This is a genomic window from Streptomyces actinomycinicus (assembly GCF_016741775.1).
GTDB classification, from domain to species: domain Bacteria; phylum Actinomycetota; class Actinomycetes; order Streptomycetales; family Streptomycetaceae; genus Streptomyces; species Streptomyces actinomycinicus.
This window is the reverse complement of the sequence record NZ_JAERRK010000023.1, coordinates 46,033-71,011: the sequence shown is the minus strand read 5'-3', so window position 1 is coordinate 71,011 and position 24,979 is coordinate 46,033. Positions and strand designations below refer to the sequence as shown.

23 protein-coding genes and 3 pseudogenes are annotated in these 24,979 nt (G+C 69.3%); 11 read left to right on the top strand and 15 right to left on the bottom strand.

Going from position 1 to position 24,979, the window contains the following annotated elements; translation table 11 throughout:
* Positions 1–62: 62 nt before the first annotated feature.
* On the bottom strand, positions 63–728 hold the full coding sequence (locus JK359_RS31995) for a hypothetical protein (RefSeq protein ID WP_201843065.1): 666 nt from the start codon (positions 726–728) through the stop codon (positions 63–65).
* A gap of 301 nt (positions 729–1,029) precedes the next feature.
* Here JK359_RS31995 and JK359_RS39445 point away from each other — a divergent pair.
* Positions 1,030–1,173: pseudogene (locus tag JK359_RS39445) on the top strand (oxidoreductase dimerization domain-containing protein); the annotation flags it as partial.
* A gap of 95 nt (positions 1,174–1,268) precedes the next feature.
* Here JK359_RS39445 and JK359_RS31985 read toward each other — a convergent pair.
* The 3 genes from JK359_RS31985 to JK359_RS31975 form a co-directional block, all read right to left on the bottom strand.
* Positions 1,269–1,610, bottom strand: coding sequence for an ANTAR domain-containing protein (locus JK359_RS31985; RefSeq protein ID WP_201843063.1), 342 nt, complete (start codon positions 1,608–1,610; stop codon positions 1,269–1,271).
* A gap of 150 nt (positions 1,611–1,760) precedes the next feature.
* Entirely contained in the window at positions 1,761–2,204 is a 444-nt protein-coding gene (locus tag JK359_RS31980) for a DUF2267 domain-containing protein (RefSeq protein WP_201843061.1), read from the bottom strand.
* Positions 2,205–2,544: 340 nt separating this feature from the next.
* Positions 2,545–2,976 (bottom strand): Hsp20/alpha crystallin family protein, encoded by a 432-nt coding sequence (locus JK359_RS31975; RefSeq protein WP_201843059.1) that lies wholly within the window; start codon positions 2,974–2,976, stop codon positions 2,545–2,547.
* A 128-nt stretch (positions 2,977–3,104) separates the two neighbouring features.
* Here JK359_RS31975 and JK359_RS31970 point away from each other — a divergent pair, with 128 nt between their 5' ends.
* Positions 3,105–3,737 carry a type III effector protein gene (locus JK359_RS31970; protein WP_201843057.1) on the top strand — a complete coding sequence of 211 codons (633 nt, stop codon included), beginning with the start codon at positions 3,105–3,107 and terminating at the stop codon, positions 3,735–3,737.
* A gap of 77 nt (positions 3,738–3,814) precedes the next feature.
* On the opposite strand, the gene JK359_RS31965 is transcribed toward JK359_RS31970, so the two are convergent.
* Positions 3,815–5,308: a YibE/F family protein gene (locus tag JK359_RS31965; protein ID WP_236678768.1), complete on the bottom strand. Its 1,494-nt coding sequence runs from the start codon at positions 5,306–5,308 to the stop codon at positions 3,815–3,817.
* A 915-nt stretch (positions 5,309–6,223) separates the two neighbouring features.
* Here JK359_RS31965 and JK359_RS31960 point away from each other — a divergent pair.
* The 4 genes from JK359_RS31960 to JK359_RS31945 all read left to right on the top strand — a co-directional run bounded on the left by JK359_RS31960 (position 6,224) and on the right by JK359_RS31945 (position 11,161).
* Positions 6,224–7,750 (top strand): type III PLP-dependent enzyme domain-containing protein, encoded by a 1,527-nt coding sequence (locus JK359_RS31960; RefSeq protein ID WP_201843055.1) that lies wholly within the window; start codon positions 6,224–6,226, stop codon positions 7,748–7,750.
* The gene (locus tag JK359_RS31955; RefSeq protein WP_201843053.1) at positions 7,747–9,084 is read left to right on the top strand and encodes a pyridoxal-phosphate dependent enzyme; all 1,338 of its coding nucleotides are present in this window, start codon (positions 7,747–7,749) and stop codon (positions 9,082–9,084) included. The genes JK359_RS31960 and JK359_RS31955 overlap by 4 nt, the downstream gene beginning before the upstream one ends.
* Positions 9,081–10,310 carry an aminotransferase class V-fold PLP-dependent enzyme gene (locus JK359_RS31950; RefSeq protein ID WP_201843051.1) on the top strand — a complete coding sequence of 410 codons (1,230 nt, stop codon included), beginning with the start codon at positions 9,081–9,083 and terminating at the stop codon, positions 10,308–10,310. Before JK359_RS31955 ends, JK359_RS31950 begins: the two co-directional genes overlap by 4 nt.
* 83 nt (positions 10,311–10,393) lie before the next feature.
* Positions 10,394–11,161, top strand: a complete 768-nt coding sequence (locus JK359_RS31945) for a class I SAM-dependent methyltransferase (RefSeq protein WP_201843049.1) — start codon at positions 10,394–10,396, stop codon at positions 11,159–11,161.
* A gap of 89 nt (positions 11,162–11,250) precedes the next feature.
* Here the strand turns inward: JK359_RS31945 and JK359_RS31940 are convergent, their stop codons facing one another.
* From JK359_RS31940 to rpmG, 5 genes are all read right to left on the bottom strand, one after another.
* Positions 11,251–11,811, bottom strand: a complete 561-nt coding sequence (locus JK359_RS31940; RefSeq protein ID WP_201843047.1) for a GNAT family N-acetyltransferase — start codon at positions 11,809–11,811, stop codon at positions 11,251–11,253.
* A gap of 170 nt (positions 11,812–11,981) precedes the next feature.
* Positions 11,982–12,224 carry a 30S ribosomal protein S18 gene (gene rpsR, locus JK359_RS31935; RefSeq protein WP_201843045.1) on the bottom strand — a complete coding sequence of 81 codons (243 nt, stop codon included), beginning with the start codon at positions 12,222–12,224 and terminating at the stop codon, positions 11,982–11,984.
* 50 nt (positions 12,225–12,274) lie between these two features.
* On the bottom strand, positions 12,275–13,426 hold the full coding sequence (locus JK359_RS31930; protein WP_201843033.1) for a CobW family GTP-binding protein: 1,152 nt from the start codon (positions 13,424–13,426) through the stop codon (positions 12,275–12,277).
* Positions 13,426–13,680: a type B 50S ribosomal protein L31 gene (locus tag JK359_RS31925; protein ID WP_201843026.1), complete on the bottom strand. Its 255-nt coding sequence runs from the start codon at positions 13,678–13,680 to the stop codon at positions 13,426–13,428. The genes JK359_RS31930 and JK359_RS31925 overlap by 1 nt, the downstream gene beginning before the upstream one ends.
* A 31-nt stretch (positions 13,681–13,711) precedes the next feature.
* Positions 13,712–13,876, bottom strand: a complete 165-nt coding sequence (gene rpmG, locus JK359_RS31920) for a 50S ribosomal protein L33 (RefSeq protein WP_201843023.1) — start codon at positions 13,874–13,876, stop codon at positions 13,712–13,714.
* A gap of 69 nt (positions 13,877–13,945) precedes the next feature.
* Between rpmG and rpmB the strand changes: the two genes are divergently transcribed.
* From rpmB to JK359_RS31905, 3 genes are all read left to right on the top strand, one after another.
* Positions 13,946–14,182, top strand: coding sequence for a 50S ribosomal protein L28 (rpmB, locus tag JK359_RS31915; RefSeq protein WP_201843021.1), 237 nt, complete (start codon positions 13,946–13,948; stop codon positions 14,180–14,182).
* On the top strand, positions 14,182–14,487 hold the full coding sequence (rpsN, locus tag JK359_RS31910) for a 30S ribosomal protein S14 (protein ID WP_201843019.1): 306 nt from the start codon (positions 14,182–14,184) through the stop codon (positions 14,485–14,487). Before rpmB ends, rpsN begins: the two co-directional genes overlap by 1 nt.
* 603 nt (positions 14,488–15,090) lie before the next feature.
* Positions 15,091–15,783: a hypothetical protein gene (locus JK359_RS31905; RefSeq protein WP_201843012.1), complete on the top strand. Its 693-nt coding sequence runs from the start codon at positions 15,091–15,093 to the stop codon at positions 15,781–15,783.
* 403 nt (positions 15,784–16,186) lie between these two features.
* Here the strand turns inward: JK359_RS31905 and JK359_RS31900 are convergent, their stop codons facing one another.
* The 3 genes and pseudogenes from JK359_RS31900 to JK359_RS31890 form a co-directional block, all read right to left on the bottom strand.
* Positions 16,187–17,359: a GTP-binding protein gene (locus JK359_RS31900; protein WP_201843010.1), complete on the bottom strand. Its 1,173-nt coding sequence runs from the start codon at positions 17,357–17,359 to the stop codon at positions 16,187–16,189.
* Positions 17,360–17,365: 6 nt separating this feature from the next.
* Positions 17,366–17,536, bottom strand: coding sequence for a 50S ribosomal protein L32 (rpmF, locus tag JK359_RS31895; protein ID WP_201843008.1), 171 nt, complete (start codon positions 17,534–17,536; stop codon positions 17,366–17,368).
* 305 nt (positions 17,537–17,841) lie between these two features.
* A pseudogene (locus JK359_RS31890) lies at positions 17,842–17,976 on the bottom strand (hypothetical protein); the annotation flags it as partial.
* A 93-nt stretch (positions 17,977–18,069) separates the two neighbouring features.
* Between JK359_RS31890 and JK359_RS31885 the strand changes: the two are divergent.
* Positions 18,070–18,413: pseudogene (locus JK359_RS31885) on the top strand (transposase); the annotation flags it as partial.
* Between the two features lie 435 nt (positions 18,414–18,848).
* On the top strand, positions 18,849–22,076 hold the full coding sequence (locus JK359_RS31880) for an RHS repeat-associated core domain-containing protein (protein ID WP_307788350.1): 3,228 nt from the start codon (positions 18,849–18,851) through the stop codon (positions 22,074–22,076).
* A gap of 448 nt (positions 22,077–22,524) precedes the next feature.
* Here JK359_RS31880 and JK359_RS31875 read toward each other — a convergent pair whose 3' ends face one another.
* Both JK359_RS31875 and JK359_RS31870 read right to left on the bottom strand, forming a co-directional pair.
* The gene (locus JK359_RS31875) at positions 22,525–22,755 is read right to left on the bottom strand and encodes an SDR family oxidoreductase (protein ID WP_372445511.1); all 231 of its coding nucleotides are present in this window, start codon (positions 22,753–22,755) and stop codon (positions 22,525–22,527) included.
* A gap of 75 nt (positions 22,756–22,830) precedes the next feature.
* Positions 22,831–24,921 (bottom strand): NACHT domain-containing protein, encoded by a 2,091-nt coding sequence (locus JK359_RS31870; RefSeq protein ID WP_307788348.1) that lies wholly within the window; start codon positions 24,919–24,921, stop codon positions 22,831–22,833.
* Positions 24,922–24,979: the final 58 nt, after the last annotated feature.

Genomic DNA, 24,979 nt, shown 5'->3' with positions numbered 1-24,979 from the left:
GGCTCATCGAGCGCCCCCGGTCGCTCGTAGCCGTTCCGCCGCAGTCAGCCGTTCCGCCGCAGTCAGGCCGGGCCGTTGGCGCCCTGGGGAAATGTGGATTCGTCGAGCGCGGCGCGTGCTGCGACAGCGAAGGCACTGATGCGTTCGGAGACCATGGTGACCTCGACGGCGTGGCGCTCCACAAGCTTCACGTTCAGGTCGGCAGCGCCTGCGGAGTCACGCCAGGCGAGCAGTGTGGTGTGCATGGAATGAAGCGCGGTTTTCACGCCGTTGGCTGCCTGCTCCACGGAATCGGGTCCCTCGACGGCCAACGCTGCCCAATTCGCCTGCAGTGCCCCCATCTCCTCCTGTGCGATGCGAAGCTGGCGATCGGCCTCCTCGGTGTCCGTGTCGCCTACCAGGGCACGCGCAGCGTACTTGAGGGCGTTGTGGGCCTCATGAGCCGGTGCGAGGAACGTACTGTACGCCTCGCGTCGCGCCTGTCTGCGCCAATGCGCATGGTCGACTTTGGCCTGGGCCCGTATCTGCTGCCGGTTCGACCAACCGGAAACCGCTGACGTGGAGACGGCCCCGAGGACCCCGATCGCCGCGCCCAGCAGTGCTGAAATCCCCTGATCCACAGAAGGATGGTGTACACCATCACCGGTCAGGCGGTGAGCCGATTTCGCCGCTGTCTCGACGGACAGGACGCCGCCGAACTGGTTCCCTTGCAGGACGACGAACAGCATCCGGTCTGAGAAACCGAGCCCCGCAGCGAGAACGCGCTGGTCAGCCCTGTCTCTCGCCGTTCAGGGCCGAGATCGTGGCCGGCGGCTTCCACGGATGCCCCACAAAGACTGCCCGGACGTGTGACTCAACGGTCTCCGCGGCGAGCAGCCTTGCGTCACTCACAGCGCGATCAACCCGGACTGCGCATGTCCGCCCCTGGAACTCACACAGCGTCACTGAGCTGCCGGCCTCAGCCTCGCCGCGACACAGTCCTGGTGGCGGGCCGTGGGCGCACGCCGCCCGTCGTCCCGCCTGGTCTGCATGACCGAGCGGCGGGCCAGGGAGCAGAACCGCTCGGTCCGCGTCGCCAAGCTGCCCGTGAGCGCTGTCGTCCGGGCCCTCGAGACCGCGGAGACGCGCGGTTTCATGAAGGCCGTGATCGACGCGCGCACCCAGCAGATCCTCGGTGCCGCGGTGCTGGTTCTGCTGGTCTGCAGAGGCCAACGCCCGCCGCAACCGGTTCGCCCAACACGAATCCGAGGACTATTGCTCACCCGTGTTCAGGCAGAGCCCGCCTGGGACAGAGCGGCCTGCAGGGCCTGTCGGATGTCGTCGGACAGTTCTTTGCTGGCGGGCCAGCCGACGATCTGTTCCGCGACGTCCCGCAGTTTGATGTTCGTCGTCTGGGAAACCGTCCGCAGAACGCCAAAACCCTGGTCGGGAGGAAGGCCACCGAGAGATACGACTACACCGATGGCCTGGTCGATCACAGCATGCGAGACCACGGCCTCCTGCAGCTGGCCGATTTCCCGCTGCAACTGGCCGATCTTGCCGGCAAGTTGTTCCGGCCCGAGTTGGTCGGCGTCGAACAGTGAAGGATCGTCCTCACTGTGCTCCGTCATGTTCGCCTCCTGACAGGCTGCACCCAGGCGTCAAGCGCCTGATGTCTCTGGTCGGCCAGTTCTCTGCGTGATCATTTGGTTCTGGCGGATGGCCGGTAAACAGGTAAACCAGACAGCCACTTACCGGCACGTCTGCGATGCGCTCGCCGCCTACGCGGCGGGGGTGAGTTCGGCGCGGCCGAACAGCAGGGCGTAGCCGGTGGGGAGCCGGCGCAGGATGCGGGTGATGAGGTCGGGGCCGGCGTGGGCGGCGACGGCCGTGAAGACGGATCCGGTGTCCCAGCGGGTGGTGGCCAGGGAGGCGCCGGTGCGGGCTGCGAGGTCCTTCACGAAGCCCCAGCCATTCAGCGGCCGGGTGTCGGGGATCTGTGCGGTCAGCACTCGGGCTGCCTCCCAGGGCAGACAGGCGGCGAGATCGACGCGTTCGTCGCCGGTCAGCTGGCGCCCCAGTCCCGCGAGGACCAGGCGGACTGCTTCGTCGGCCCGCTCGCGGGTGGGGTAGGCGCCCTCGTAGCGGACCTTCTCCAGCATCTGCTCATACGCCGTCCCGTACGGCTGCTGGTGCTCAAGCGGTACGCGCGCGTCGGAGATCACTGGGGTGCATGCCTTTCGTGAGCCGGGATGGGTGGGGCGGTGCCGTGGGTGCGGCGCCACCCGTCGTGGTCAAGGTGGGCGGGGGGCAGCCGAAGAGAGGGTCGTAGCCGGCGGGGAGCTGGAGCAGGATCTGCCCCAGCAGCGCGAGCACCACGCGGGCGGCGCGCTCGGGGCCTCGGCGGTGCCGTATTCGCCGCGGTCCTGCACGTGGCCGAGGAACGCTTCGCGTCGCAGAGTCATCTCGGCCGCCACCGTTTCCTCTTCGGACTGCCCACAGGGGTGCGGAGGGCGGGGTGAGGGGGAGATCGGGCGCCCGCCCTCCGCACCCGTCCGGCGGGTCTCAGCCGGAGATCTCCTTGCGGCTGGAGCCGACGCCGATGGAGATCTTGCGGGGCTTGGCGCGCTCGGCGATCGGGATGCGCAGGGTGAGCACGCCCGCGTCGTAGTCGGCCTGGATGTGCTCGGTGTCGAGGGTGTCTGCGAGCACGATCTGCCGGGAAAAGGAGCCCAGCGGCCGCTCGGACAGCTCCATCTGCACGTCGTCGGCCTTCGCCACCGGTCGGCGTTCGGCCTTGACGGTGAGCATGTTCCGCTCGACGTCGATGTCGATCGCGTCCGCAGCGACACCAGGCAGGTCGAAGGCCACCACGTACGCGTCGCCCTCGCGGTAGGCGTCCATCGGCATCGGCGACGGGCGGGACCAGGTGCCCGGTCCCATCAGCTGCTGGGACAGCCGGTCAAGCTCGCGGAAGGGGTCAGTGCGCATCAACATCGTGAAAACACCTCCAGCAGGTTCAGGCAGTTGCTGCCAATGCGCCTCACTGACACCGTTGTAACATGTCATCCAATGGATGACAAACATGGTGTCGTCAACGTGATGACAATCCGAGGGAGGTTCCCGTGACCGCGGCCGACCAGCCATCCACGACCAGCACGGACGTCCACAGTCCGGCGTCGTTCCTCGCCGCAGCGGCGGCCCTCAACGCCATGGACGACGCTCTGCGCGGCGCCCAGCGAAACTCTCCCGACACGCCCGACGGGCCAGGCCCCAGGCCGGAGCAGGCGCTGGCCTCCCTGATGCTGCTGCGGCAGGTGCGCGAGGAACTCGCCGGGTGGGAGACCAGCCTCATCGAAACCGCCCGCGACGCGGGGGCCAGCTGGGCCGACCTCGCCCGCCCCCTCGGCGTCGCCAGCCGCCAGGCAGCCGAACGCCGTTACCTGCGCGGCCGCCCCGGCCCAGCGGGGACCACCGGCGAGCAGCGCGTGACAGCCGCCCGCCAGGCCCGGGCCGCCCGACGCATCACCGCCACCTGGGCCCGCACCCACGCCGGCGAGCTGCGCCGCCTCGCCGGACAGATCACCGCCCTCACCGACCTGCCTGCCGCCGCCCGCGGCCCGCTCGACGAGCTGCACGCGGCCCTCGCCCACGACGACCCCGCCGACCTCATCGCCCCTCTGACCGCCACTCGCCCCCACCTGGCCGCCGCCCACCCCGGCCTCGCCGCCCGGCTCGACACCCTCACATCCCCCTGACCCGTCCGTTGCCGAAGATGGCCAAGCCGGTGAGCGCGTACACCGATGTTCTTCCGCTCACTCCTGTGTGGTGATGATCACCGGGAAGGTTTCCGCCGACGCCCTCGTCCCCTCGAGCCCCGGCCCTCAGGCGCTCCACCGGCCGCCGTCGAACCCGCGGTCACCGTTGCCTTCTGCGGACCGGGGCGGTCTGCCGACACCACCAGCGCTGCGAGCGCGGTGGTGATCGGGACCGAGGCGACCAGGCCGATCGAGCCCACCAGGGTGCGCACGATCTCCTCGGCCACCAGTTCGCTGTTGGCCACGGTCCCGACGCTGCTCTGCGCGATGGAGAACAGCAGCAGCAACGGCAGTGCGGCACCGGCGTAGGCGAGGACAAGGGTGTTGACGACGGAGGCGATGTGGTCGCGGCCGATGCGGATGGCCGCCCGGTACAGGCCGCGCCAGCCCATCGCCGGGTTGGCCTCGTGCAGTTCCCAGACGGCCGATGTCTGGGTCACCGTCACGTCGTCCAGGACGCCGAGGGAACCGATGATGACGCCGGCCAGCAGCAGGCCGCTCATGTCGATCGACGGATACAGGCCGTGGATCAGGCCGGTGTTGTCGTCCGTGTCACCGGTCAGTGCGGCCCAGTCGATGAATTCGGAGCCGAGGACGCCGATCAAGAGCAGGGAAACCAGCGTGCCGAGCACCGCGACCGAGGTGCGGGCCGACAACCCATGGCACATGTAGAGCGCGATGAGCATGATCGCGCTCGCTCCGACGACCGCCACCAGCAAGGGATCGGAGCCCTGCAGGATCGCGGGCAGGATGAACAGCGTCAGCACCAGGAAGCTGACGGCCAGGGCGATCAGCGCCATTACTCCGCGTAGCCTGCCCACCACGACGACCGCGAGGGCGAAGACGCCCGCGAGGAGTGCCATGGGGAACTGCCGGTTCACGTCGGTCACCGCGTACTGCAGTTCCTTCGGGGCGGAGGGCTCGTAGGCGACCACGACCTCCTCGCCCTGGCTCAGCTGCCGCGACTGGTCGGGCTGCACGATCTCGGTGAAGGTACGGCCCTTGTCCTTGCCCGTGTCGACCCGGATGGTCGCCTTCTTACAGGTTCCGGTGGCCTGCGCTTGCGCCGAGGTGCCCTCGGCGGGGGAGGTGTCGCCCGTCGGGGTGTCGCCCGAGGCGTTGACCGACGCGCAGCTGACCTCGGCGACCCGGGTGACCGTGGCCTGTTGGGTCTGCCGGTCGAAACCGACGCCGGTGCGCTTGTGTGACGGGGCACCGCCGGGCCAGAGCACCACCAGACCGACCAGGACCGCGGCTGTGAACGGGATCAGGATCGCCGCGATGATTCGGCGAAGGTGCCGTGAGACCGGCGCGGCAGGCCCATGGCTGTGGCTGTGCGTGTGTCCATGGCCGCCGGCGCCCGCTCCAGCGCGGCCGGGGCCAGGGGCCGGCTCGGAACGACCGCCGTACTGGGAGCCGTGGCCGTGCCGGCTCACACGGTCACCGCGGGCTCCGGGCCGGTCGCCGGCCCCGTTCGGGTCACCGGCGTTGTGCCGGTCAGCGGATCCCATGCCGTCTCCCTAGCGGTTGTTCCTACCCCCTCCGAAGCCGGACCTGCGGGGCGGCTCTGGGGAAGAGTACGGGAACGGCCGTGTCGCGGACTCAGGCCGACACCTCTGACTCACCTCGCGGGGATCTACGCGACTGAGGTGACCCGCGGTGAAGGCGGAGGTGCCGTTCGGGTCGCCCCGGCCGGTCGGGCTGTCGTAGCCGGTGCCCGCGGTGCAGAAGGATGAGGGCGAGCAGCGGCCGTTGTTGCCGCTGGCCAAGTCGTACAGGTTGCCGGTGTGGGAGTAGGGGTACTTCGCCGGGTGGTCACCCCGGGCCCGGGGTGACCACCCGGCGAAGTAGGCGGTGTCGGCGGAGGAGACGGTGAGGGCGACGCCCGGGTGCTTGAAGTAGGTGGCGTCGTCGCTTGTCTACTGGGGTGCGGGAGTGGCGGCCGCCTGAGCCCCGGCCGTCGGCGCGGCGAAGAGTCCGGTGAGGGCGAGGGCGGGGAGGCGACGGTGGCGAGTCTTCGCAGACTCCGTCTCCGCCCGCGCGGGCATGTGGGCGGCCCAGTCCTCCTCGCGGGAGTGGCGGATTCCCGCAGGTCGCTCACCGCGCCTGACGGAGCTGCGACATGAGTGAGACCGCACACGGGTGTCGGGGATTGCCGAGACGGTTGCCGACTGGCCGCGGGCCGGGATGCCGGATGACGGCAGGCTCCCCGACCGATTGCGTGCCGCGCCCGCCCCGCAGCACGTCGCCCACCTCCACTGAGGATCAACCTCCAGCCTGGCGTAAACACCAAGCCGCTCAGGGCCGGAGGAGGCCGCACTGACACTCACCGGCCAACTCCGCGCCGCGACCGGTCGAGGGCTTAATGACCGGTGTAGGTGGAAATGATTACGCCCGGACGGCTGACGGGGGCCCGGTCAGCCGGCATGAGGGGGGAAGGGAAGGTGCCTGTCGTGGGTGTGCCCTTGTATCTGCGACCACGACTGGAGCCGCCGCTCACCTCGCTGCTGGCCGAGCCACCGTTCCTGCACTCCCTGGTCGACGCACTCGGCTCACCCCTCAACGTGCTGCTTCCGGAGCGGATCGCCGAGAACGCCGACCGCTTCCGTGCCGTCTACCGCGACCACCACCTGGCCGGCCGGGTGTACTACGCGCACAAGGCGAACCGGTCCAGCGCGCTGGTGCGGCGGCTGGCTGCGGCGGATCCGGCCGGCGTGGGCATCGATGTCGCCTCGCTGGGGGAGCTGCGGCATGCCCTGGGCTGCGGCGTCACACCGGACCGCATCATGGCCACCGGACCGAAGGACCCGGAGTTCCTGTGGCTGGCCGCCCGCGTCGGGGCGACGGTGAACCTCGACTCACCCGGAGAGCTGGAGCAGCTGGCCGGGATGGTGAGGAAGTACGACCTCCCCCGGACCGACGTCCTGCTCCGGCTCTCGGCGTTCGAGTCGGCCGAGGACTCGCCACGTGCGGGCGTGCGGGTGCTGTCGCGACGCAGCCGCTTCGGCTCCCCGGTGGGAGAGGTCGGCGAGCTGCTGTCCGCATTCGAACGGCACCGTGACGCCGTCGAGTTGCAGGGTGTCGCCTACCACCTGGACACGACTGCCGTGGCGGAGAAGGTCCGTGCCCTGGAGCGCTGTGTGGTGGTCATGGACGAGTGCCGCGCCCGGGGCCTGGCGCCGCGCGTCATCGACGTCGGCGGGGGTTTCGGAGTCGGTTACGTCGCCGACGCCGGTCAGTGGGAGCGGTACACCACCGCGCTGACCGAGGCGGTGCTCGGCACCCGCCCGCCCCTGACCTGGCGCGGGCACGGCTACGGGCTGCGCAACGAGGGCGGCACGGTGCGCGGCGCCGCCGCCCTCTACCCGGCGTACCGCCCCACCGCCGGTCCCGGCTACCTCGACGAGCTGCTCTCGCTGCCCACGCCCTCGCTGGGCCGCCCGCCCGCCACCCTGCTCCTCGAGCACCTCTACGACCTGTACGTCGAACCGGGCCGGGCCCTCGTGGACCAGTGCGGGCTCTCGCTGGCACGGGTCCTGGACGTACGGCGCACCGGGCAGGGCGGCGGCGGGTATCTGGTTCGGCTGGGCATGAATGCCGGGGACGTCAGCCTGGAGGAACACGGCGTACTCGTCGACCCCGTACTGCTCCCGCGCACCGGAGGGGTCGGGGAGGGCGGCGAAGGGCCGGTGGGGGTCCATCTCGTCGGCAACCTCTGCCTGGAGGCCGACCTCATCACGCGCCGCACGGTCTTCCTGCCCCGCCTGCCACGCTCCGGCGACCTGTTGGCGTTCGCCAACACCGCGGGCTACGTCATGGACTTCCACGCCCACCACGCACAACGGCAGCCGGTGGCCCGCACCGTGGCCGTCACAAGAGAGGGAGACTCCTGGCGCTGGTGCCTGGACGAGGAGTACTGGCCGATCACACACCCCGGGGGGCAAGGGGCATGAGGTACGACAGCATCACCGACGCCATCGGCAACACACCGCTGGTACGCATCGACCCGGTCGTGCACGGCCTGCGCCACATCGACCTGTACGCGAAGCTGGAGATGCTCAACCCCTTCGGCTCGGTCAAGGACCGGCCCGCCTGGAACATGGCGCGCCCGCTCCTCGAGGCTGCTGCCGGGGGTGGTGAGACGGTCGTGGAACTCTCCAGCGGCAACACGGCCAAGGCCCTCGCCCTGCTGGCCGGGATGCACGGACTGCGGTTCAAGAGCGTCACCAACCGGATGCGGGTGCCGGAGATCAAGGAGCTGCTTCTGCTGCTCGGTGCCGAGATCGAGGAACTGCCCGGGCAGAGCGAGTGTCTCGACCCCACCGACACGGACGATCCACTGACCCGTTTCCACCAGGCGCTCTCGGAACCGGGCAGCGCCTACGTGCACACTGACCAGTACTTCAACCCGCGCAACACCGAGGCGCACGCGGCGGGGACCGGGCCGGAGATCGTCAAGGACCTGGACGGGCGGGCACCGGACTGGTTCATCGCCTGCGTGGGTACGGCCGGTTCGTCGACCGGCGTGGCCAGGGTGCTGCGCGAGCACGACCCGAAAGTACGCGTTCTCGGCCTGGTCGCCCACAAGTCCGACTTCATACCCGGCATCCGCACCATCGACGAGGTGCGCCAGGTCGGCCTGTTCGACCCGGCGACGTACGACACCATCGAGTCGGTCACCTCGGACGAGGCCATCGACGGAATGCTGACCCTCATACGCCGTTGCGGTCTGCTGTCGGGACCGACAGGAGGCGCCGCCTACGAGGGCGCGGTACGTCATCTGCGGGCTGTGGACGCGGAGTTGTCCGATTCGGAGCAGCGCCAAACAGCGGTCTTCATCGTCTGCGACCGCGCCGAGAGCTATCTGAGTTACATACGGCAGCGCCGGCCCGAGCTTCTCGGCAGTCGGCTCCGCGGGCCTTCCGCCGCTGCTCTCACCGAAGCCGAGATACAAGCTGACGCCAAGGCCGTCGGTAGCGACGACGCCCGACGATGGATCACGGCGGGCGAGCCGCGCCCCATCGTGGTGGACCTGCGGGGCCCGCACGCCTACGCGGCGCTGCACATCGAGGGATCGGTCAACATCGTCGACGAGCTCTTCGACGAACTCGTCCGCGGCGGACTGCCCTTCAGCAAGCGGCAGCCGGTGCTGCTGGCCTGTCCGGTCGGTGAGAAGTCCGCCCGGTACGCGGCGCTGCTGACCCGGATGGGTCACCCGGACGTGCGCAGTCTGGCCGGCGGTATCGTCGCCTGGCGGGACGCGGGCGCGCCGCTGGTGAGGGAGTGAGTGTGGTGCACCCCGTCCACGGGGAGGACCGGGCCGAGGTGGCCGACTGGCAGCGGGAGGTGCGGGAACAGTTCCCCATCATCACGGCCCATCCCGAGCTGGCCTACCTCGACAGCGCGGCCACCTCCCAGAAGCCGAAGGCCGTGCTGGACGCCGTACACGCCTATCTCACGACATCCAACGCCAATGCGGGGCGGGGCACTTACCCGTGGGCCAACCGGACGACCGAGCTGGTGGAACGGACCCGACGGCGGGTCAAGGAGTTCCTGGGCGACCCGCATCCTGAGCGATCGTCCGTCCACTTCACCGGCGGCACCACCGAGGGACTGCGCACCGTCGCCCGGGACTGGCTCGCGCCCTGTCTCACCGACGGCGACGAGGTCCTCGTCCCGTTCGCCGATCACCGGGCCAACCTCGATCCTTGGCTCGAGGCCCAGGGGCTGCTGGCGGACCGGGGGATCCGTGTCCACGTGCGGGCACTGCCGTACCAGGACGGGTCGGGCGACTACGACCACCGGGCGTTCGACCGGGTCGTCGGCCCGCGCACCCGTTTCGTGGCCGCCACGCACGTCCACCACGTGTACGGCGCCGACATGAACGTGCACCGCATCCGTGAGGCTGTGGGCCCGGACGTACCGATCTGTCTGGACGCCGCCCAGAGCATCGGCCATCTGCCCGTCCATGTCGGCAAGTCCGCGCTGGACGTGGACTTCGTGGTCTTCTCCGGGCACAAGGCTCTGGCGTTGCCCGGAACCGGGGTCGTCTGGGCGCGCAACGCACGCGGCCCGGCTTTCCGGCCCGGCGGCTGGCAGGGCACCCCCAACACCGTGGGCATCGCCTCGCTGGAGGCCGCGCTCGACTGGCTGGACGCGGTCGGCACGGCCCGGATCGCCGGCTGGACGTCCGCGCTCACCACTCGGCTGACCGAGGGGCTGCGACGCCTCACCGCGTACGAGATCGCGGGCTGCCGATCCAGCCTGGCCGCGGACTCCTCGGTCCCGGCCGCTCAACGGCGCCACGGCATCGTCACCTTCCGGCACCGTGACATTCCCTCAGACGACCTCGGCTTCATCCTGTTCAGCCACGGCTTCATGGTCCGGGCGGACAGCCTCTGCCAGGCCGGGGCGGACGAGAAGACGGACGGTTCCGTACGGGTCAGCCTGCACGTATACAACACCGTCGAGGAAATCGACCGACTCCTGACCGTACTCACCTCGCTCGGGTGAATCCAAGATGAAAACCGTTTCCAACGCCTGTACATTCGGTGGCGTCCGCGACAGAGGTGAGACGGAAGAGGTGGCGCGACCAGATGGGCGTGAGCATGGCGACGGCCAAGGAGTGGGTGGAGCGCTGGGAACTCCAACAGCAGCGCTATGCCGTCGATCGTGAGGAGCGGTTCACCGTGATCGCCGATGTGGTCGAACACGTCACGGCCGGCCGCCCCAGGCCTTTGCTCCTGGACCTGGGCTGTGGTCCCGGTTCCCTGGCGGCCAGGCTCGCCGCGCGTGTGCCTGACGCGGAGATCGTCGCCGTCGACATGGACCCGCTCCTCCTCGAACTCGGCCGAACCCACCACTCCGGCGCTGCCCGTTACGTGGACGCCGTGATCGGTGACAACGGCTGGACCGAGGCCCTCGAACTGGATCGCCCCCTGGACGCGGCCGTCTCCACGACGGCCCTCCACTACCTCCCGGAGCCGACGCTCCTGGACACCTATCGACGCCTGGCGGCACTTCTCCGATCGGGCGGCGTCCTGGTCAACGGCGACCACTTTCCCCAGGACGCCACACGCTGTTCGGAACTCACCGCCCACGTAGGCCGCCGCCGGGCCGAGCGGGCCGGGAGCCACGCCCACGAGGACTGGCAGTCCTGGTGGAGCACGGCGGCTCAGGACCCCGAACTCGCCGACCTGTTCACCGAGCGCGCGCAGCGCCTGTCCGTGCGCGGTGGCGGAAGCGCAGGCGACGACCTGAGCACGGCCCGCCACGCCGGCCTACTGCGTCAGGCGGGCTTCCACCATGTCACGTCGGTCTGGCAGTTCGGCGAAAGCCACGTTCTCGTGGCGGTCAAGGACTGAATCGCCCACCCGCCTCCGCCCGCTGTCGCGCGGGCGGTTCGACGCACCGGCCTGGGTGACGCCCGGAGCCCGCCCGTCCGAGGCACCTGTCAGAGGGCGAGGCTCATCAGGATCTCGTCCCGGTCGTCGCCGGGGGCCACCCGCAGCGCTCCCGGCCACCGGCCGACCTCGACCCAGCCCAGCCTGCGGTAGAACTCCTCCAGCCCCAGGCCCGCCCTCGCACCGAGCCCCAGCCGTGCCAGGCCCATCTCGTCGCGGGCGACATCGCGTACGCGGTGCATCAGCGCGGCGCCGATACCCAGCCGCCGGAACCTGAGGTGTGTCTGGACGTGGTTGACCACACCGCAGTGCGCGACGACGGGGTGCGGATCCCGGCGAAGGATCAGCCAGCCGGCCAGTTCACCTTCGACGGTGGCCACGAGCATCCTGCATCGCCGCGGATCGAGTCCGTCAGCGATCTGGTCCAGCACCGGCCCGACCTCCCGCTCGGTCACCGGTGGCGGCGGGAAACCGTACGGGATGACCGCCCCGCCGGCGTTGCTCACCGCCACCCAGCAGTCGACCAGGTCCCGCCTGAGGTCGGAAGTGACCTCGTCCGGACAGGTGAACTGGATGAGCCTTGGTGCACTTGCCGCCTCCTGCGCTGTCATGACGACGTCGAGCCTCCAGGTCCAGCGTTTCCCACAGGGGTTCTCAGGCGCCGGCCGACGGCGCCTGCCGGTGCCCCTCATCCGTGGCGGTGAACAGTAGCCATCGCTCCGGTCGGGAACCACTGTTCCCGTGTGGTCGAGGGGCGCCGGTGCGGCACGCTCGGAAGTGGTCAGTCGCGCCTGCCGGCGTAGGGCAGAAGGGCCATCTCTCGGGCGTTCTTGATGGCCGCGGCGAGCTGGCGCTGCTGCTGGGCGGTGACATGGGTGACGCGTCGGCTGCGGATCTTGCCGCGGTCGGAGATGAACCTGCGCAGCAAGTCGGTGTCCTTGTAGTCGATGTAGGTGATGCCGGCCGCGACGAGCGGGTTGGTGCGGGGCTTCACCGGCTTGCGGGTGTTGAGGCGTCGGGTCATGCGGATTCCTCGGGTCGATGGTGACGGGGGCTGTTGTGCGGGTCGTCGGGTCACGCGGCGTCGAGCAGGGAGTCGAACGCGGCCGGCAGATGTCGCCACCCCTCGGGTCCGGCCGCGTACTCGGCGTCGGTGAGCAGGCAGGAGTCGAGGAGCTGTTCGATGCCGGGGCGGTCGAGTCCGGGTGAGGTGAAGACGAGGTGCTGGCAGCGGTCGCCGTGCTCCGGATGCCAGTCCAGGGCGGCGGCCGCTCGCCGTACCGGGGGGACGAGTTCCCAGGCCGCGTCCGGCAGGGAGGCGAGCCACGGGCCCGCGCTCTCGACGCACAGGGCCCCGCCGGCCGCGTCCCAGGCGAGCAGGGTGTCGGGTCGGTCGGCGAGCCAGAACCGGCCCCTGCTGCGTGCGGCCGCGCAGCAGAGGTCTTCCAGCGCCTGGTAGAGGCGTTCGGGGTGGAAGGGGCGGGTGCCGTGCCAGACCAGCGTCGTGACGCCTGCTTCGTCGGCTTCCTGCGGCAGGAGTGCGCAGGCCGGGTGCTGGGCCGTGGCCGCTGCCTCCACGTCGAATCCGGCGAAGGCCAGGTGCGCCAGCTCACCCGAGGCCGCGTCGACCTGGCGGGCGGTGGGGTGCAGCTGGGTCAGCAGGGCGTGGTCCTGTTCATCGGCGCCCTCGCTGTCCACGAGGGCGAGGACGGGGGCGTACTCCAGTTGCCGGGCCCAGGTGTCGCCGACGGTGCGCTGGTCCGTGGCCGCCGCCGCGAGGCCCGCCTCGGCCAGGTCGTCCCCGTTGGAGAGGTAGGGCAGGACGAGGGCTGGGTCCACCGCGGTGATCACGTTGGTGAGCGTCAGATCCTCGCCGCTGTGGGCGGCGACGACCTCCGCCATGGCCTTGGGCTCGACCGAGTCCCACAATTCGACGATCGCCAGTCGCGTCATGCCTTGGCCGGCCAGCCGCTCCAGCTCCGGGACGAGGTCCTCGCGCAGCGCGCAGCACGCGCAGTCGTTGACCAGCGGCGCTTCACCCGACGCCAGCACGCCTGACGCGTCGCGAAGGAGACGCCGCACGATTCCCTCGCCCGCGGTGGCCAGGTCGTGGTGCAGGGCTATGCTCCCCGGCACCGCCTTCAGCAGACGGTCGACGACGTGTGTGCGGGCGTCGGCGTGCAGGCCGCCGACGATGACGACCGGCAGTCGGCCTTCCTGGCGCATCAGCGGCCTCCGGATCGGCCGTAGCGGCGCTCGAAGCGCTCCACACGGCCCGCGGTGTCGAGGACACGGGCGGTGCCGGTGTAGAAGGGGTGGCTCGCCGAGGAGATCTCGACGTCCACGACGGGATAGGTGTTGCCGTCCTCCCACTCGATGTGCTTGTCGCTGGTGAGGGTCGAGCGGGTCAAGAAGGCGAAGTCGGCGGCTTTGTCGCGGAAGACGACAGGACCGTAGGCGGGGTGGATGCCGGGCTTCATGGCGTGCTCCTTCGGGCGGTAGGTGGTCGGGTCAGCGTTCTTCGCGGAAGTCGACGTGCCGGCCGGCGACCGGGTCGTACTTGCGCAGGACCATGCGGTCGGGGTCGTTACGGCGGTTCTTGCGGGTCACGTACGTGTAGCCGGTCCCCGCGGTGGAGCGGAGCTTGATGACCGGACGGAGTTCGTTGCGAGCCATGGGCGCTACTATATGGGAACGATTGTCATTATCGACAACCGGCCCTACCAGTGAGAGGCAGGTCATCCTGTGTCCGCCCACTGTCAACTGACCGGCGCCCAGCCGGGATTCGGCAACAACATCTCCCACTCGCACCGGCGCACCTCCCGCCGCTTCAACCCGAACATCCAGCCGAAGCGGTACTGGCTGCCCAGCGAGTCCCGCCATGTGTGCCTGACCCTCAGCGCCCGCGGCATCAAGGTCGTCGACGTCATCGGCGTGGAGGCGGCTGTCGCGCGCATCCGCGCCCGGGGAGGGAAGGTCTGATGGCCAAGCGGAGCAAGATCGCGAAGAACGAGAAGCGCAAGACCGTCGTCGAGCGGTACGCCGCCCGGCGCGCCGAGCTGAAGGAGATCATCCGGCGTCCGTCCTCGACGGACGGCGAGCGCGCCGCGGCGATCGCCGAACTGCGTCGCCAGCCCCGTGACGCCAGCGCCACCCGTGTGCGCAACCGCGACAGCGTCGACGGCCGCCCCCGAGGCCATCTGCGCAAGTTCGGGCTCTCCCGGGTCCGCATGAGGGAGCAGGCGCACGCCGGTCTGCTGCCCGGTGTCACGAAGTCGTCCTGGTGACGCCGGCTCCTCCGCCCTGACGGAGGGGCGCCAGGGGGCACGGCTCACGGTGAGCCGTGCCCCGAGCCCAAGGCGGCACGACCACGCCCCGGGAGTCCCTCGTGCTCGTGGTCGCCGTCTGTGTTCATGCGAGAGGCGGGGCCGAAGTGGAGGCCGTCCACCGTGAAATCTGGCAGGAGTGCACGCATGAGTGGCGCCTTACGCAACCGTCGGGGCCATCCCTTCACCCTTGTCGTCTGCGCCCGGTGTGAGGCCGGCACCGATCAGGTGATGCACGAGCTGCGCCGGGTGGTCCGTGACAGCCCGCACGGGGTCCTGATGTCCACAGGATGCCTGCGAAAGGTCCTCGACTGCGCGAGCCGACGCGGGCTGCACGGCGCACGCGGGCCGACGCGGGCTGCGCGCCGCCGTACAGCCGTGCACGGCGAACCGTAGCGCCACCGGAACCGCCGTGCGTCTAGGGCCGCTTGTCGCTGTGGCCGACGCTGAAGCGGTCGGAGCGTGGCTGCGGGCCGGAACGCCCGACGACGGCACACTGCCCGACAGATTGCGGTCGGCGGCCGCCCCGCAGCATGTCGCGCACCTCAACTGAGGGTGGAAGGCGTGAGCAAGGGTCTGTTGAGCGTGGCGACGGGCAACACCCCCGGCGTTCGTGGCGCCCTGGTCGACCAGCTGCTGGGGCTTGCTCCAGATGCCACGGTCCTCGCGGTGTCCATCCACACCCAGGACACGGGATACCCCATCGTCCAGCGCTGCCGCTCCGACACCGCGACGCCGCTTCCTCGCAGGGCGTTGCAGGGTGCGACCGGAGATCCGGTCGTCATCCTGCGCCAGGACCTGCTGTCCCTGCGCCGTACGTCGGGCCCGGCACACGTCGTCCTCGCGCTGCCGGACAGCGTCGACGTCCTCGCGCTCCTGGTGGAACTGTGGCGTCCGCGGATGAGCAGCGGATCGCTGGGGGAGTACTACGACCCTGCCCCTGTCGTGGTCGGCATCGACACGGAGTCGTTCATGGCGGACATCGGCTGCGTCCACGGGACGGAACGGCTGTGGAGCGGGGGCGACCAGGGCGAGTCCGTGACTGCCGCTGAGGCCGCCGCCCGCCAGGCGGAGGTGGCGGACGCCCCGATCGTGCCACGGCCGGCAAGCCCTGCGTATGGGACCGGGGGAGTGGAACTCTTTCGCCAACTCAACGGGCACGCCCTGATGCCGACCCCCGTCGGCGCGGAACGAGCGGCAGATGACAGGGCCGTACGAGAGCCGGGGAAGCTGTGGGCGAGGCGCTCTACGACGTGACGGGCATCCGTCGGAGGCGCAAGGAGGGCAGCATGGGTTGTGCGACGAGGAAGTACGGGCCGTCGGGCTGGTAGGCCACCAGGTCGGTCCACGCCTCGCCGCGGATCGCCCGTCATCCAACGGTCGGAGGGGCGGTGTGTGGAGCCGCTCTCGTGAGGCCGGGGCGGCGGGTCGTAACGAGCGAAGCTGCTGTCGATTACCGCGACGATCTGCTCGGCCGGACCGAGGCTCGCGCAGCGCAGCCCGCTTCCTGCGCTTCTCCACCGCGCGCACGCTGCCGCGGGGCGAACAGGATTGCCTGGACCGTGCGCAGGTGTCCCCGTGCTGTCGCCGGCCTCCCGGAGCGAGGTCCGTGCCGGGCCGGGTGGTGCCGTGGCTGCGACCACCACCCGGCCCGGGGTCCTCAGGGCCCCGCTACGAGCGCGGGCTGCTCGTGTTCGCAGGTGTCGCCGAAGCCGTAGGTGTCCCAGGCGGGGAACGGGTCGGCTGCGGGCCGGGCCTCGCCGTCCGCCATGAGGCAGTCGGTCAGAGCCGATTGCAAGGCGTCCGCGCGCAGGTGAGTTCCGATGAAGACCAGTTCCTGACCGTCGGGGCTCTCCTCGTCGCGGGCGGCGGACGGTTCGAAGCGGGCCACGGACCCGGCCTGTGACCACAGACCCGTCACGTGCGGGCGGCTGGCCAGGGTGAAGAAGCCCTTGGAGCGCAGAATCTGTCCGTAGACCCCGCTGTCCAGTTGCTCTGTCACGAACGCCCACAGCCGCCCGGGATGGAAGGGCGCTTCGGCGCGGAAGACAGTCGAGGAGATGCCGTACTCCTCTGTCTCGGGCACATGATCGCCATTGAGCTCCATGACCCAGCCCGGGGCCTGTTGGGCCCGCTCCAGGTCGAACAGCCGGGTGCCGAGGACTTCACCGAGCTGGACGCGGCCGTGGACGGCGGAGACGATCCGCGCGGCCGGGTTGAGGCGGGCAAGGGTCGCCCGCAGCCGGTCGGCTGCCTCGGCGTCGACGAGGTCGAGCTTGTTGAGCACGATCACGTCGGCGAACTCGATCTGGTCCATCAGCAGGTCGCTGACGGTGCGTTCGTCGTCCTCGTACTGGTCGAGGCCACGCTCGGCCAGCTCGTCTCCGCTCGCCAGCTCGGTCAGGAAGTTCGCCGCGTCGACGACCGTGACCATGGTGTCCAGCCGGGCCAGATCGCCCAGCGTCGCCCCGTCGTCGCGGGCGAAGGCGAACGTGGCGGCCACCGGCATGGGTTCGGAGATGCCGGACGACTCGATGAGCAGGTAGTCGAACCGGCCCTCGCGGGCCAGCCGGTCGACTTCCTCCAGCAGGTCGTCGCGCAGGGTGCAGCAGATGCAGCCGTTGGTCATCTCGACCAGGCGTTCCTCGGTGCGCGACAGGGCCGCCTGGCCGCCGCGTACCAGGGCGGCGTCGATGTTGACCTCGCTCATGTCGTTCACGATGACCGCGACGCGCAGTCCCTCGCGGTTGCCGAGGACGTGGTTGAGGAGCGTGGTCTTGCCCGCGCCGAGGAATCCGGACAGGACGGTGACGGGCAGTCGGTCGAAAGGCATGAGCGGTCAGTCCTTGGGGCGCAGCAGTCCGCGCTCGTACGCCTTCACCAGCCGCTGCGGCACCAGGTGCGAGACGCCGTCGACAGTGATCGGCACGAGCGTGGGTGTGGTCGCCTTCCACTGGGCGCGGCGGTGGCGGGTGTTGCTGCGGGACATCTTCCGCTTGGGTACGGCCATGGGAATCCTCCTGGGGCGATGAGACTTCCACGCTACATGAAAATGAATCCCATTACGACTTTGCTGCGCTCTCAGATGCCATGTGAGAGGGGCTGCTCGCGAGGGACCACGCTCATAGCCACCGGTTTCGTCGTCATCTGGAACCGTGAACGCCGGTAGGTCAGGCAATGCTCGCGTTCGGCCTCACCGGGTCGTCACTCGTTGTGGGCCTCAGTCCGGGCACACACCGGAATGCTGCACCGTGTGCCGGACGTCCGCGAACCGCCTCGGCGGCCGGGGCGCGTTACTGGGTGTGTCGGCCGAATTTGCCAGATCTGCACGCGGGCGATCTCGGCGGTGGCTGCGTCCTCCATGAGTCCGTACAGGGCGACGGCGCCCTGCCCGCGCAGCCAGGCGGCGAAGTAGCGCAGCGCCACGGCGATATTGGTGCGCACGCCCTCCAGGGCGTGATGGAGGCTCCCTCAGGTCAGCAAAAAGTCAGCATGGTGTGCCCGGGGCCCTCCTCCGTGGCGGCGACGTCCGCCGTGGTCGGGCCGCGCTCGCGGCTGCGCCTGGTGCGCGCCGACCTGGCCGACGCGACGCCGGACCTGAGGCCGGTTCTCCCGAGCTACACCAAGAAGCGCGGCTAACCGCCCTACGCCCCCCGGCTGGTGGCGCTGCCGCCGGCCTACGGCTACACCACAGGCGTCCGCTCCTCCCGGGCGATCGAGCGCAAGTGCGTGACGATGTCGTGTTCGGGTTCCTGACAGCCAATCAGGAACCGGGCTTCCGCTCGACCGCCCGCTTCCGCCGCCACCACCTGGACGCTCTGGCCGACCTGTTCACTCACCGATGCCGCCGCGCCGGCGTCGGGAGCGTCGACCGCGGATGGACGGCCTGCTGGCGAGTGGCTGTTTCCAGCCAGTTGCGTCGTCAAGGCGTTCCAATATCCGCAAAGTGGGCGGCCGTTACGGCTGACTAGTGGGCTGAATATCCGCTATGTCCACTTCATGTGGACGGGCCTATTCCGGCCCGCATGAGGTGCGACTTCGAGGGCACGTCCGCAATTTTGTGCGAACTGTGTGACAGGTTGTGTGGGCTCGGTGACCAACGCGGTAGCCGGGCTTCTTGTTGTCTCATGGGGGATTCACTCATGCACTCGCGTGTTTCCGGCACGCCCTCTCGGCGTGCCCGCAAGAGATCGATTCACCTGTCGGCGCTGGCTGTTCTGGCCTCCGCGGTTCTGACAGCGGCGGCCCTGCCCGCAGCCCAGCCCGCTTTCGCGGCGCCGAAGCCGGTATCCGCGTGGGGCAAGGGCAGCCCGCGCTTCGCGATGCCTACGGTGAAGGCCGGCGCGAACCGCCCGGTGAAGTCGCAGCCGTCGACGAACCCGACGGACGAGGTGTACCTGCCATGGCTGCGCGAGCAACGGGCGCACGCCAAGAACGCCGCGTCCGCCGCGGCCGGCAAGCAGTCGAAGCCGGCCGGCACCGCGGCGAGCGCGTCGGTGCTGAACCTGGTGCCCGAGGGGCAGGGTGATGTGCCCTGGCACCGCTACACGAGCTTCGCGATCACGGACGCGTTGACGGCGAGGATCGACTACTCGACCGGCAACCTGATGCTGACGGCGACGGACTTCGACATCGCCGGTGCCGGGCAGCGCCTGCGACTGGCGCGGACGTACAACTCGCTGGACGCCCCGTGGGGCCGGGTGTCCCAACGCTGGTGGCAGCAGTACGAGCGCTACCTGTCCGTCTCCAGTACCGAGGTGATCTTCTACGACGCCTCGGGTGCGACGGTCCGCTTCAAGAAGAACAGCGACGGCTCCTTCACCACCCCGAAGGGCTATTCCGAGGACCTGAAGAAGAATGCCGACGGCACCTACACGCTGACCAAGTGGAAGTCAGGGTCGAAGGAGACCTACAACGCCAACGGCTGCCTGACCAAGGTCACCGACCGCAACCACGGCACGATCACCGTCACCCAGCACGACGAGAACGGCGAGAACAAGGGCTTCAAGCTCACCGAGACCCGCTCCGGCCGCTGGATCGACCTGTACAAGACCTACCCCTCGCAGTGGCAGGCCAAGGACAACACCGGCCGCACCGCCGTCTACGATCTGGACTCGAACGGCAACCTGGCCACCACCACCGACACCGAGGGCAAGACGGTCACCTTCGGCTACGACACCTCCGGCCGAGTGACAAGGATCATGACCGCCGAGGGCCGCGTGACGGTCTTCACCTACGACGACATCAACCGCGTCACCTCGATGCTGCGCGCCACCGACTTCAACGGCACCGCCGACACCGGGCCCACCTGGACCTACGCCTACAGCGCCGCCTCCCCGACCGCGGCCGGCACCACCACGGCCAAGGACCCGGAGTTGCACGCCACCAAGTACGAGCACGACAGTGACGGCCAGGTCACCGACGTGACCGACGCCCTGCAGCACCACCGGTCGACGAAGTTCGACGCCAACCACAACATCGACACCGCCACCGACGCGATGGGCTCGGGCACCGCCCCGGGCAACGTCACCGACTACGGCTTCAACGACCGCAACAACCTGGAAACCGTCACCATGCCGACCGGCGGGAAGACCGTGAACCACTGGCAGACGGTGGCCGGCGGCGACGTACCGACGGACTCCACCGACGCCGACGGCGAGAAGACAGCCTTCACGTACGACACGGCCGGCAACACCATCTCCGTCGCACAGACGGGCACCGGCGGTGGGAACGTCTCCTACGACTACAACCCCGCCACACCCACCTGCGGGGGCTTCGAGGGCCAGCGCTGCAAGGCGAAGACGAAGATGACCGCCTCGAAGACGGTCACCACCGACTTCCACTACGACACCAAGGGCAATCTGGACAAGGTCACGCCCCCGGCGCCGCTGGACAGGACGACGTACACCTACGACGACCTCGGCCGCCCCAAGTCCGTCACCGACGCCCGCGGAGTGACCGTCTCCTACACCTACGACAACCTGGACCGCATCCGTACCGTCACCTCGCCGAGCACGGTGAAGGTCGAGTACTTCTACGACGGCGACGGCAACCTCGTCCAGCGCTCGGACGGCACCGGGACGGTGAAGTACGACTTCGATCCGCTCCAGCGCGAGACGGTCCGGCATCTCCAGGACGGTTCGCAGACCCTGCTGGCCTACACCCCGGCCGGCAACGTCGACTACTACCAGGACCCGGCCGGCAAGGTCGACTACCAGTGGAACGAGGTCGACAAACTCAAGGAACTCAAAGACTCTCAGGGCCGCGTGACGACGTACGAGTACAACAAGAACGACGTCCGCACCACGACCACCTATCCCGGCGGCACGGTCCAGAAGGTCGGCGTCGACAACTCGAGCCGCCCCAAGTCCATCAAGGTCACCTCCGCCCAGGGCACCCTGGTCGACCTCGGCTACACCTACGACTACGGGCCCGACGGCACGACTGACGGCAGCAAGATCCGCACCTCCACGGACAACGTCCGGGCAACGAAGCGGACGTACTCCTACGACGGGGCTGGCCGCTTCTCCTACGCCAAGGAGGAGAAGGCGGGCAGTATCACCGACTCCTGGCAGTACTGCTACGACCTGGCCGGCAACCTCACCTCCCAGGGCACCGACCCGGGCTGCCCGCGAGGGACCACCTACACCTACAACGACGCCCAGGAGCTGACGGCCAAGTCCAGCACCAGCGGCGCCTGGTCCTACGACCGGATCGGCAACGAGACCGCCGGCGCCTCCACCGACGACTACGCACGTACCGGCGAGACCTACACCGACCACTCCCAGCTGACCTCGATCACCGCCGGAGGCAAAGCCTACGCGGGGCAGTACGGCTCGACCGACCAGAGCGAACGCATCAAGCTAGGCGATACGTACTTCCACAACGGTCCTCTCGGCTTGTCTGCGAAGACGACGGCCGGTCTCGACATGGGCTTCAACCGGGAACCCGGGGGCACTCTGAATTCCATGACGACCGGGGGCAAGACGTACTACTACCTCACCGACGCGCTCGGCTCGGTGGTCGGTCTCGCGGATGTTGACGGCAACAAGGTGGACTCCTACACCTATAGCCCCCGAGGTGTCCGCATCCTGGCCCAGTCCTCCGAACCGGTCGATCAGCCGTACCGGTTCGCCGGCAACTATCAGGACCCCACGGGCCTGTACCACCTGAAGGCCCGCTACTACGACGCCAACATCGGCCGCTTCACCCAGCCCGACCCCTCCGGCCGGGAACGGAACCCCTACTTGTACGCCGAGGGCGACCCCGTCAACCGCATCGACCCAAGCGGCCTTGCGGCCGTGGACTGGCTCGGTCCCATAGGGGACGTCATGCAGGCCGGCTACCACCTCGCACAGGGCGACACCAAGGCGCTGTGGGGAGACGTGGCCGGATTCGCAGCCGGCGCGGCCGTTGGTTTCGGATGTGAAGCCGTGGCAGCAGCGGGAGCGGTGCCCACACTGGGAGCGTCCGAGGCGGCTGGTCAGCCCCTGTGCTATGCGGCCGCCTGGGGAGCCAGCACGGGAGTCTCGAACCTGATCGGTGGTTAGTGCAAGCACGTGTAGGTGGGCAGCGTTTTCGCTGCCCACCTCTTTCCCGGGGAAAGAGGTTCATTCATGGCAGGTCTTGGCCCATCGGCGAATCAGCGGGCGCGGAGCCGCATGTATTACACGTTGGCCTCTATCGCGTTTGCGGTCCTCGTCATTGCCGGAGTAGCGCTGGGAATCATGGGCAATTCCGCAGGATGGATCCTTGTCGTCATCTCTTTCGTACTATGGGTGGGACTGTCCCTCACCCTCAAATACACGAGAGCTTCTCAGCCATAGCTCCCCGCGATCCGTTCAGCGAGCATGTCCATCACCCGGCGCTGGGAGCCCCGGCCGCGCCAGCACTTGCTGCGAGTCGCCTGTTTCGCCTGCGTGCATGGGCTGCACAGTAGGCGGCGTGATTCGAGCGAGCGGCCAAGCTGCCCGATGGTTCGGGCGGGGGGATCGGCGGTCAGGCTCCCGGGTTCCCAGTTACCGCAGTGCTTCGAGATGCCGGCCGCTCAGGCTGATCGCCCAGCCGGTTTCGGTGATCAACGGGGCCTGCTCGACGAGCGTGACCTCGATGCGGCTGGCCTGGCGAGCGGCAGCCCGGCCGAGAGGATCGGGTCTCCGTGGGTCCGGGAGCGACCGCATTGACGCGGATGCCCTGGCCGGCCAGCTCTGCGGCCGATGAGCGGGTCAGGTAATTGAGCAGGAGGCGCAGGGGCAGAATCGTGGCCGGCGCCGCGGCAGTACGGCCGACGCTGTGGCCTCCAGGCTAGGGCAGGGTGTCGTCCCTGCGGGCAAGGAAGTCCTGCAGCTCGAGGTGACGGAACTGGTAAGCCACCCCGGCCCTTCGTAGCAGCCCGGTTCGGGTGCACCAGTCCAGGAAACGGCCCAGCCGCAGAGGCAACCATCGTCCTGAGCCGCGCCGGGTGGACAACAGCAGGGCGAGGTACCACCACCCGGCCTCACCGCTGTAGAACGCCAGTACGGCTCCGCATCCGAGTCCGGCCCAGAGCCCGATCTTGAGTCCGGACTCCAGCCCGTGCGTGAGCCCGTCCATGAGTCCCGTCGTGGGCAGGTGGTCGAAGTCGAACGCCCCGCCGAGCACGCTCAAGAAGATGAGCGACCCGACAGTGAGCCCAACCAGGACCGGGACCGTGAATTTGCGTTCGTGCCCGTGGCCCTCCTGAAAGCTGATCGCCCCGAGGTAGAGACCGAACAGGGTCCCCAGTCCGAGCCCGTGCACCAGCCTGATTTCGAAGTCGGCTGCGAATTGTGCGTGGAGGCCGGCTATGAGCCATCCATAGAGTCCGAGAACCACAAACCCGAACGAGAAGGCCCCTACGAACACGACAGCGAAGTCGACCGCAGCGCCCTTGGTCATTCGGTGAGTGCCGCCACTGAAGCGAGAGCTGCTCATCGGGGACCATCTCTTCGCCCCGTCCGGCCTCACCCAAGCCCTCAGCCCGAGCATGACCGATCCGACCAAGACCGCCAGGGCTGGCGGAAAATCTGGGTTCCAGAACCACCCCACCGCAGTCACGGCCAGGGCAATGGCCGTGGCGACGGCGGTGACGACGGCGCGTATCCGACGGTAGCCAGCCAAGGGCCACAGTTCGGCGAGCACGATATCGGTGTTCGGCAGCGGCGTCTCGCCGGGGGGCCGACCGGGGATGACGTTCCGGTCGAGGTAGCGGGCCAGAACCGTCAGCCAGGCGCGGACACGCTCCGGGTCGTAGGGAGCATGGTTGCGGTGCGCTGCGCTGACCTCGGTGGCTGCGGGAATGAGCAAGTGCAGGAGGTGCTCGCCCACCGCTTCGGGTGTATTCAGGGCTGGGGCGAGTAGGTCGTCCGGGTGGCGCGGGTATATGCCACTGCGGGGGGCTCGCTGTTCATAGACCGTAGCGGCCAGGGTCAGGCGCCAGGGCGTGGACAGGCCGGTGGCCAGGGGGCTGGCCGGGCTGGAGGCCAGGGCGTCCAGGACGTTCCGCCAGCGGTCGGCATCGCCGACGCGGTCGGTCAGGAAGTCCCACGCGGTCGCGGCGTCCAGCGGGACGAGCTCGATACACGCTGCGTCATGCGCCCACTCGCGCACCGCGAGAAGGGCTTCATACGCTCTGCTGCGGCAGGTCAGGACCAACTGGCCCTTGGCCGTGCCCCGCTGGTAGGCGTTCAGGGCCCGCAGCGCCTGAGCCGCACGGGAGGTGTAGCCGGGCTGGGGCGTGGTGTCCATCTCGTCCAAGCCGTCGAGGACCGGCAGCACTCTCCGGTCCTTCACCAAGGCGTGGGCCGCCTTCTCGGACACGCCGTACGTGGTCATCAAGTGGCGGGCGATCCACTCCTCCAGGGCACGGTCGGTGTCGAAGGTCGACAGCGACAGCCGTACGGGGACTGCATCGCCCGGCGAACGGCGCTGATGGAGGACGAGCATGAGCTGCAGGGCCAGAACGGTTTTACCGGCGCCCGGGGCGCCCGTGATAACCAGTCGGCCCGGTTCCAGCCGTCGGTAGTAGTCTGCAATGTCGTTGAGTGTCCCCTGAGGGGCAGCACCGGACGCCTCGTGCGCGGGGGCTGCGTGGTGGACGAAGGGGACGTTGATGGTCCGGTCGTGCGCGCCCAGCAACTGCAGCCACGAAGCGCTTTCCGCGTTCAGCACCTCCACCGCCAGTCGGTCGGCGTTCTCCGCGAGATCGGTCTCCTGCCAGCGCAGCGCCTGCAGGGCCATCCAGCCCGACCACAATGCGGCGGCCAGGGACATCAGGCCCACCGTCAGCCCGGCCGGATCGACATCCCCTGTGCCCGCCCCTGGTATCGACCCCAGTGCGACGACGACGGCCACACTCAGCATCAGCGCCGTGGCCACTCCGAATCCGCGCGCCTGGCAACGCCTGCCCCTCATCGACCGCCCCGTCAACCAGCGA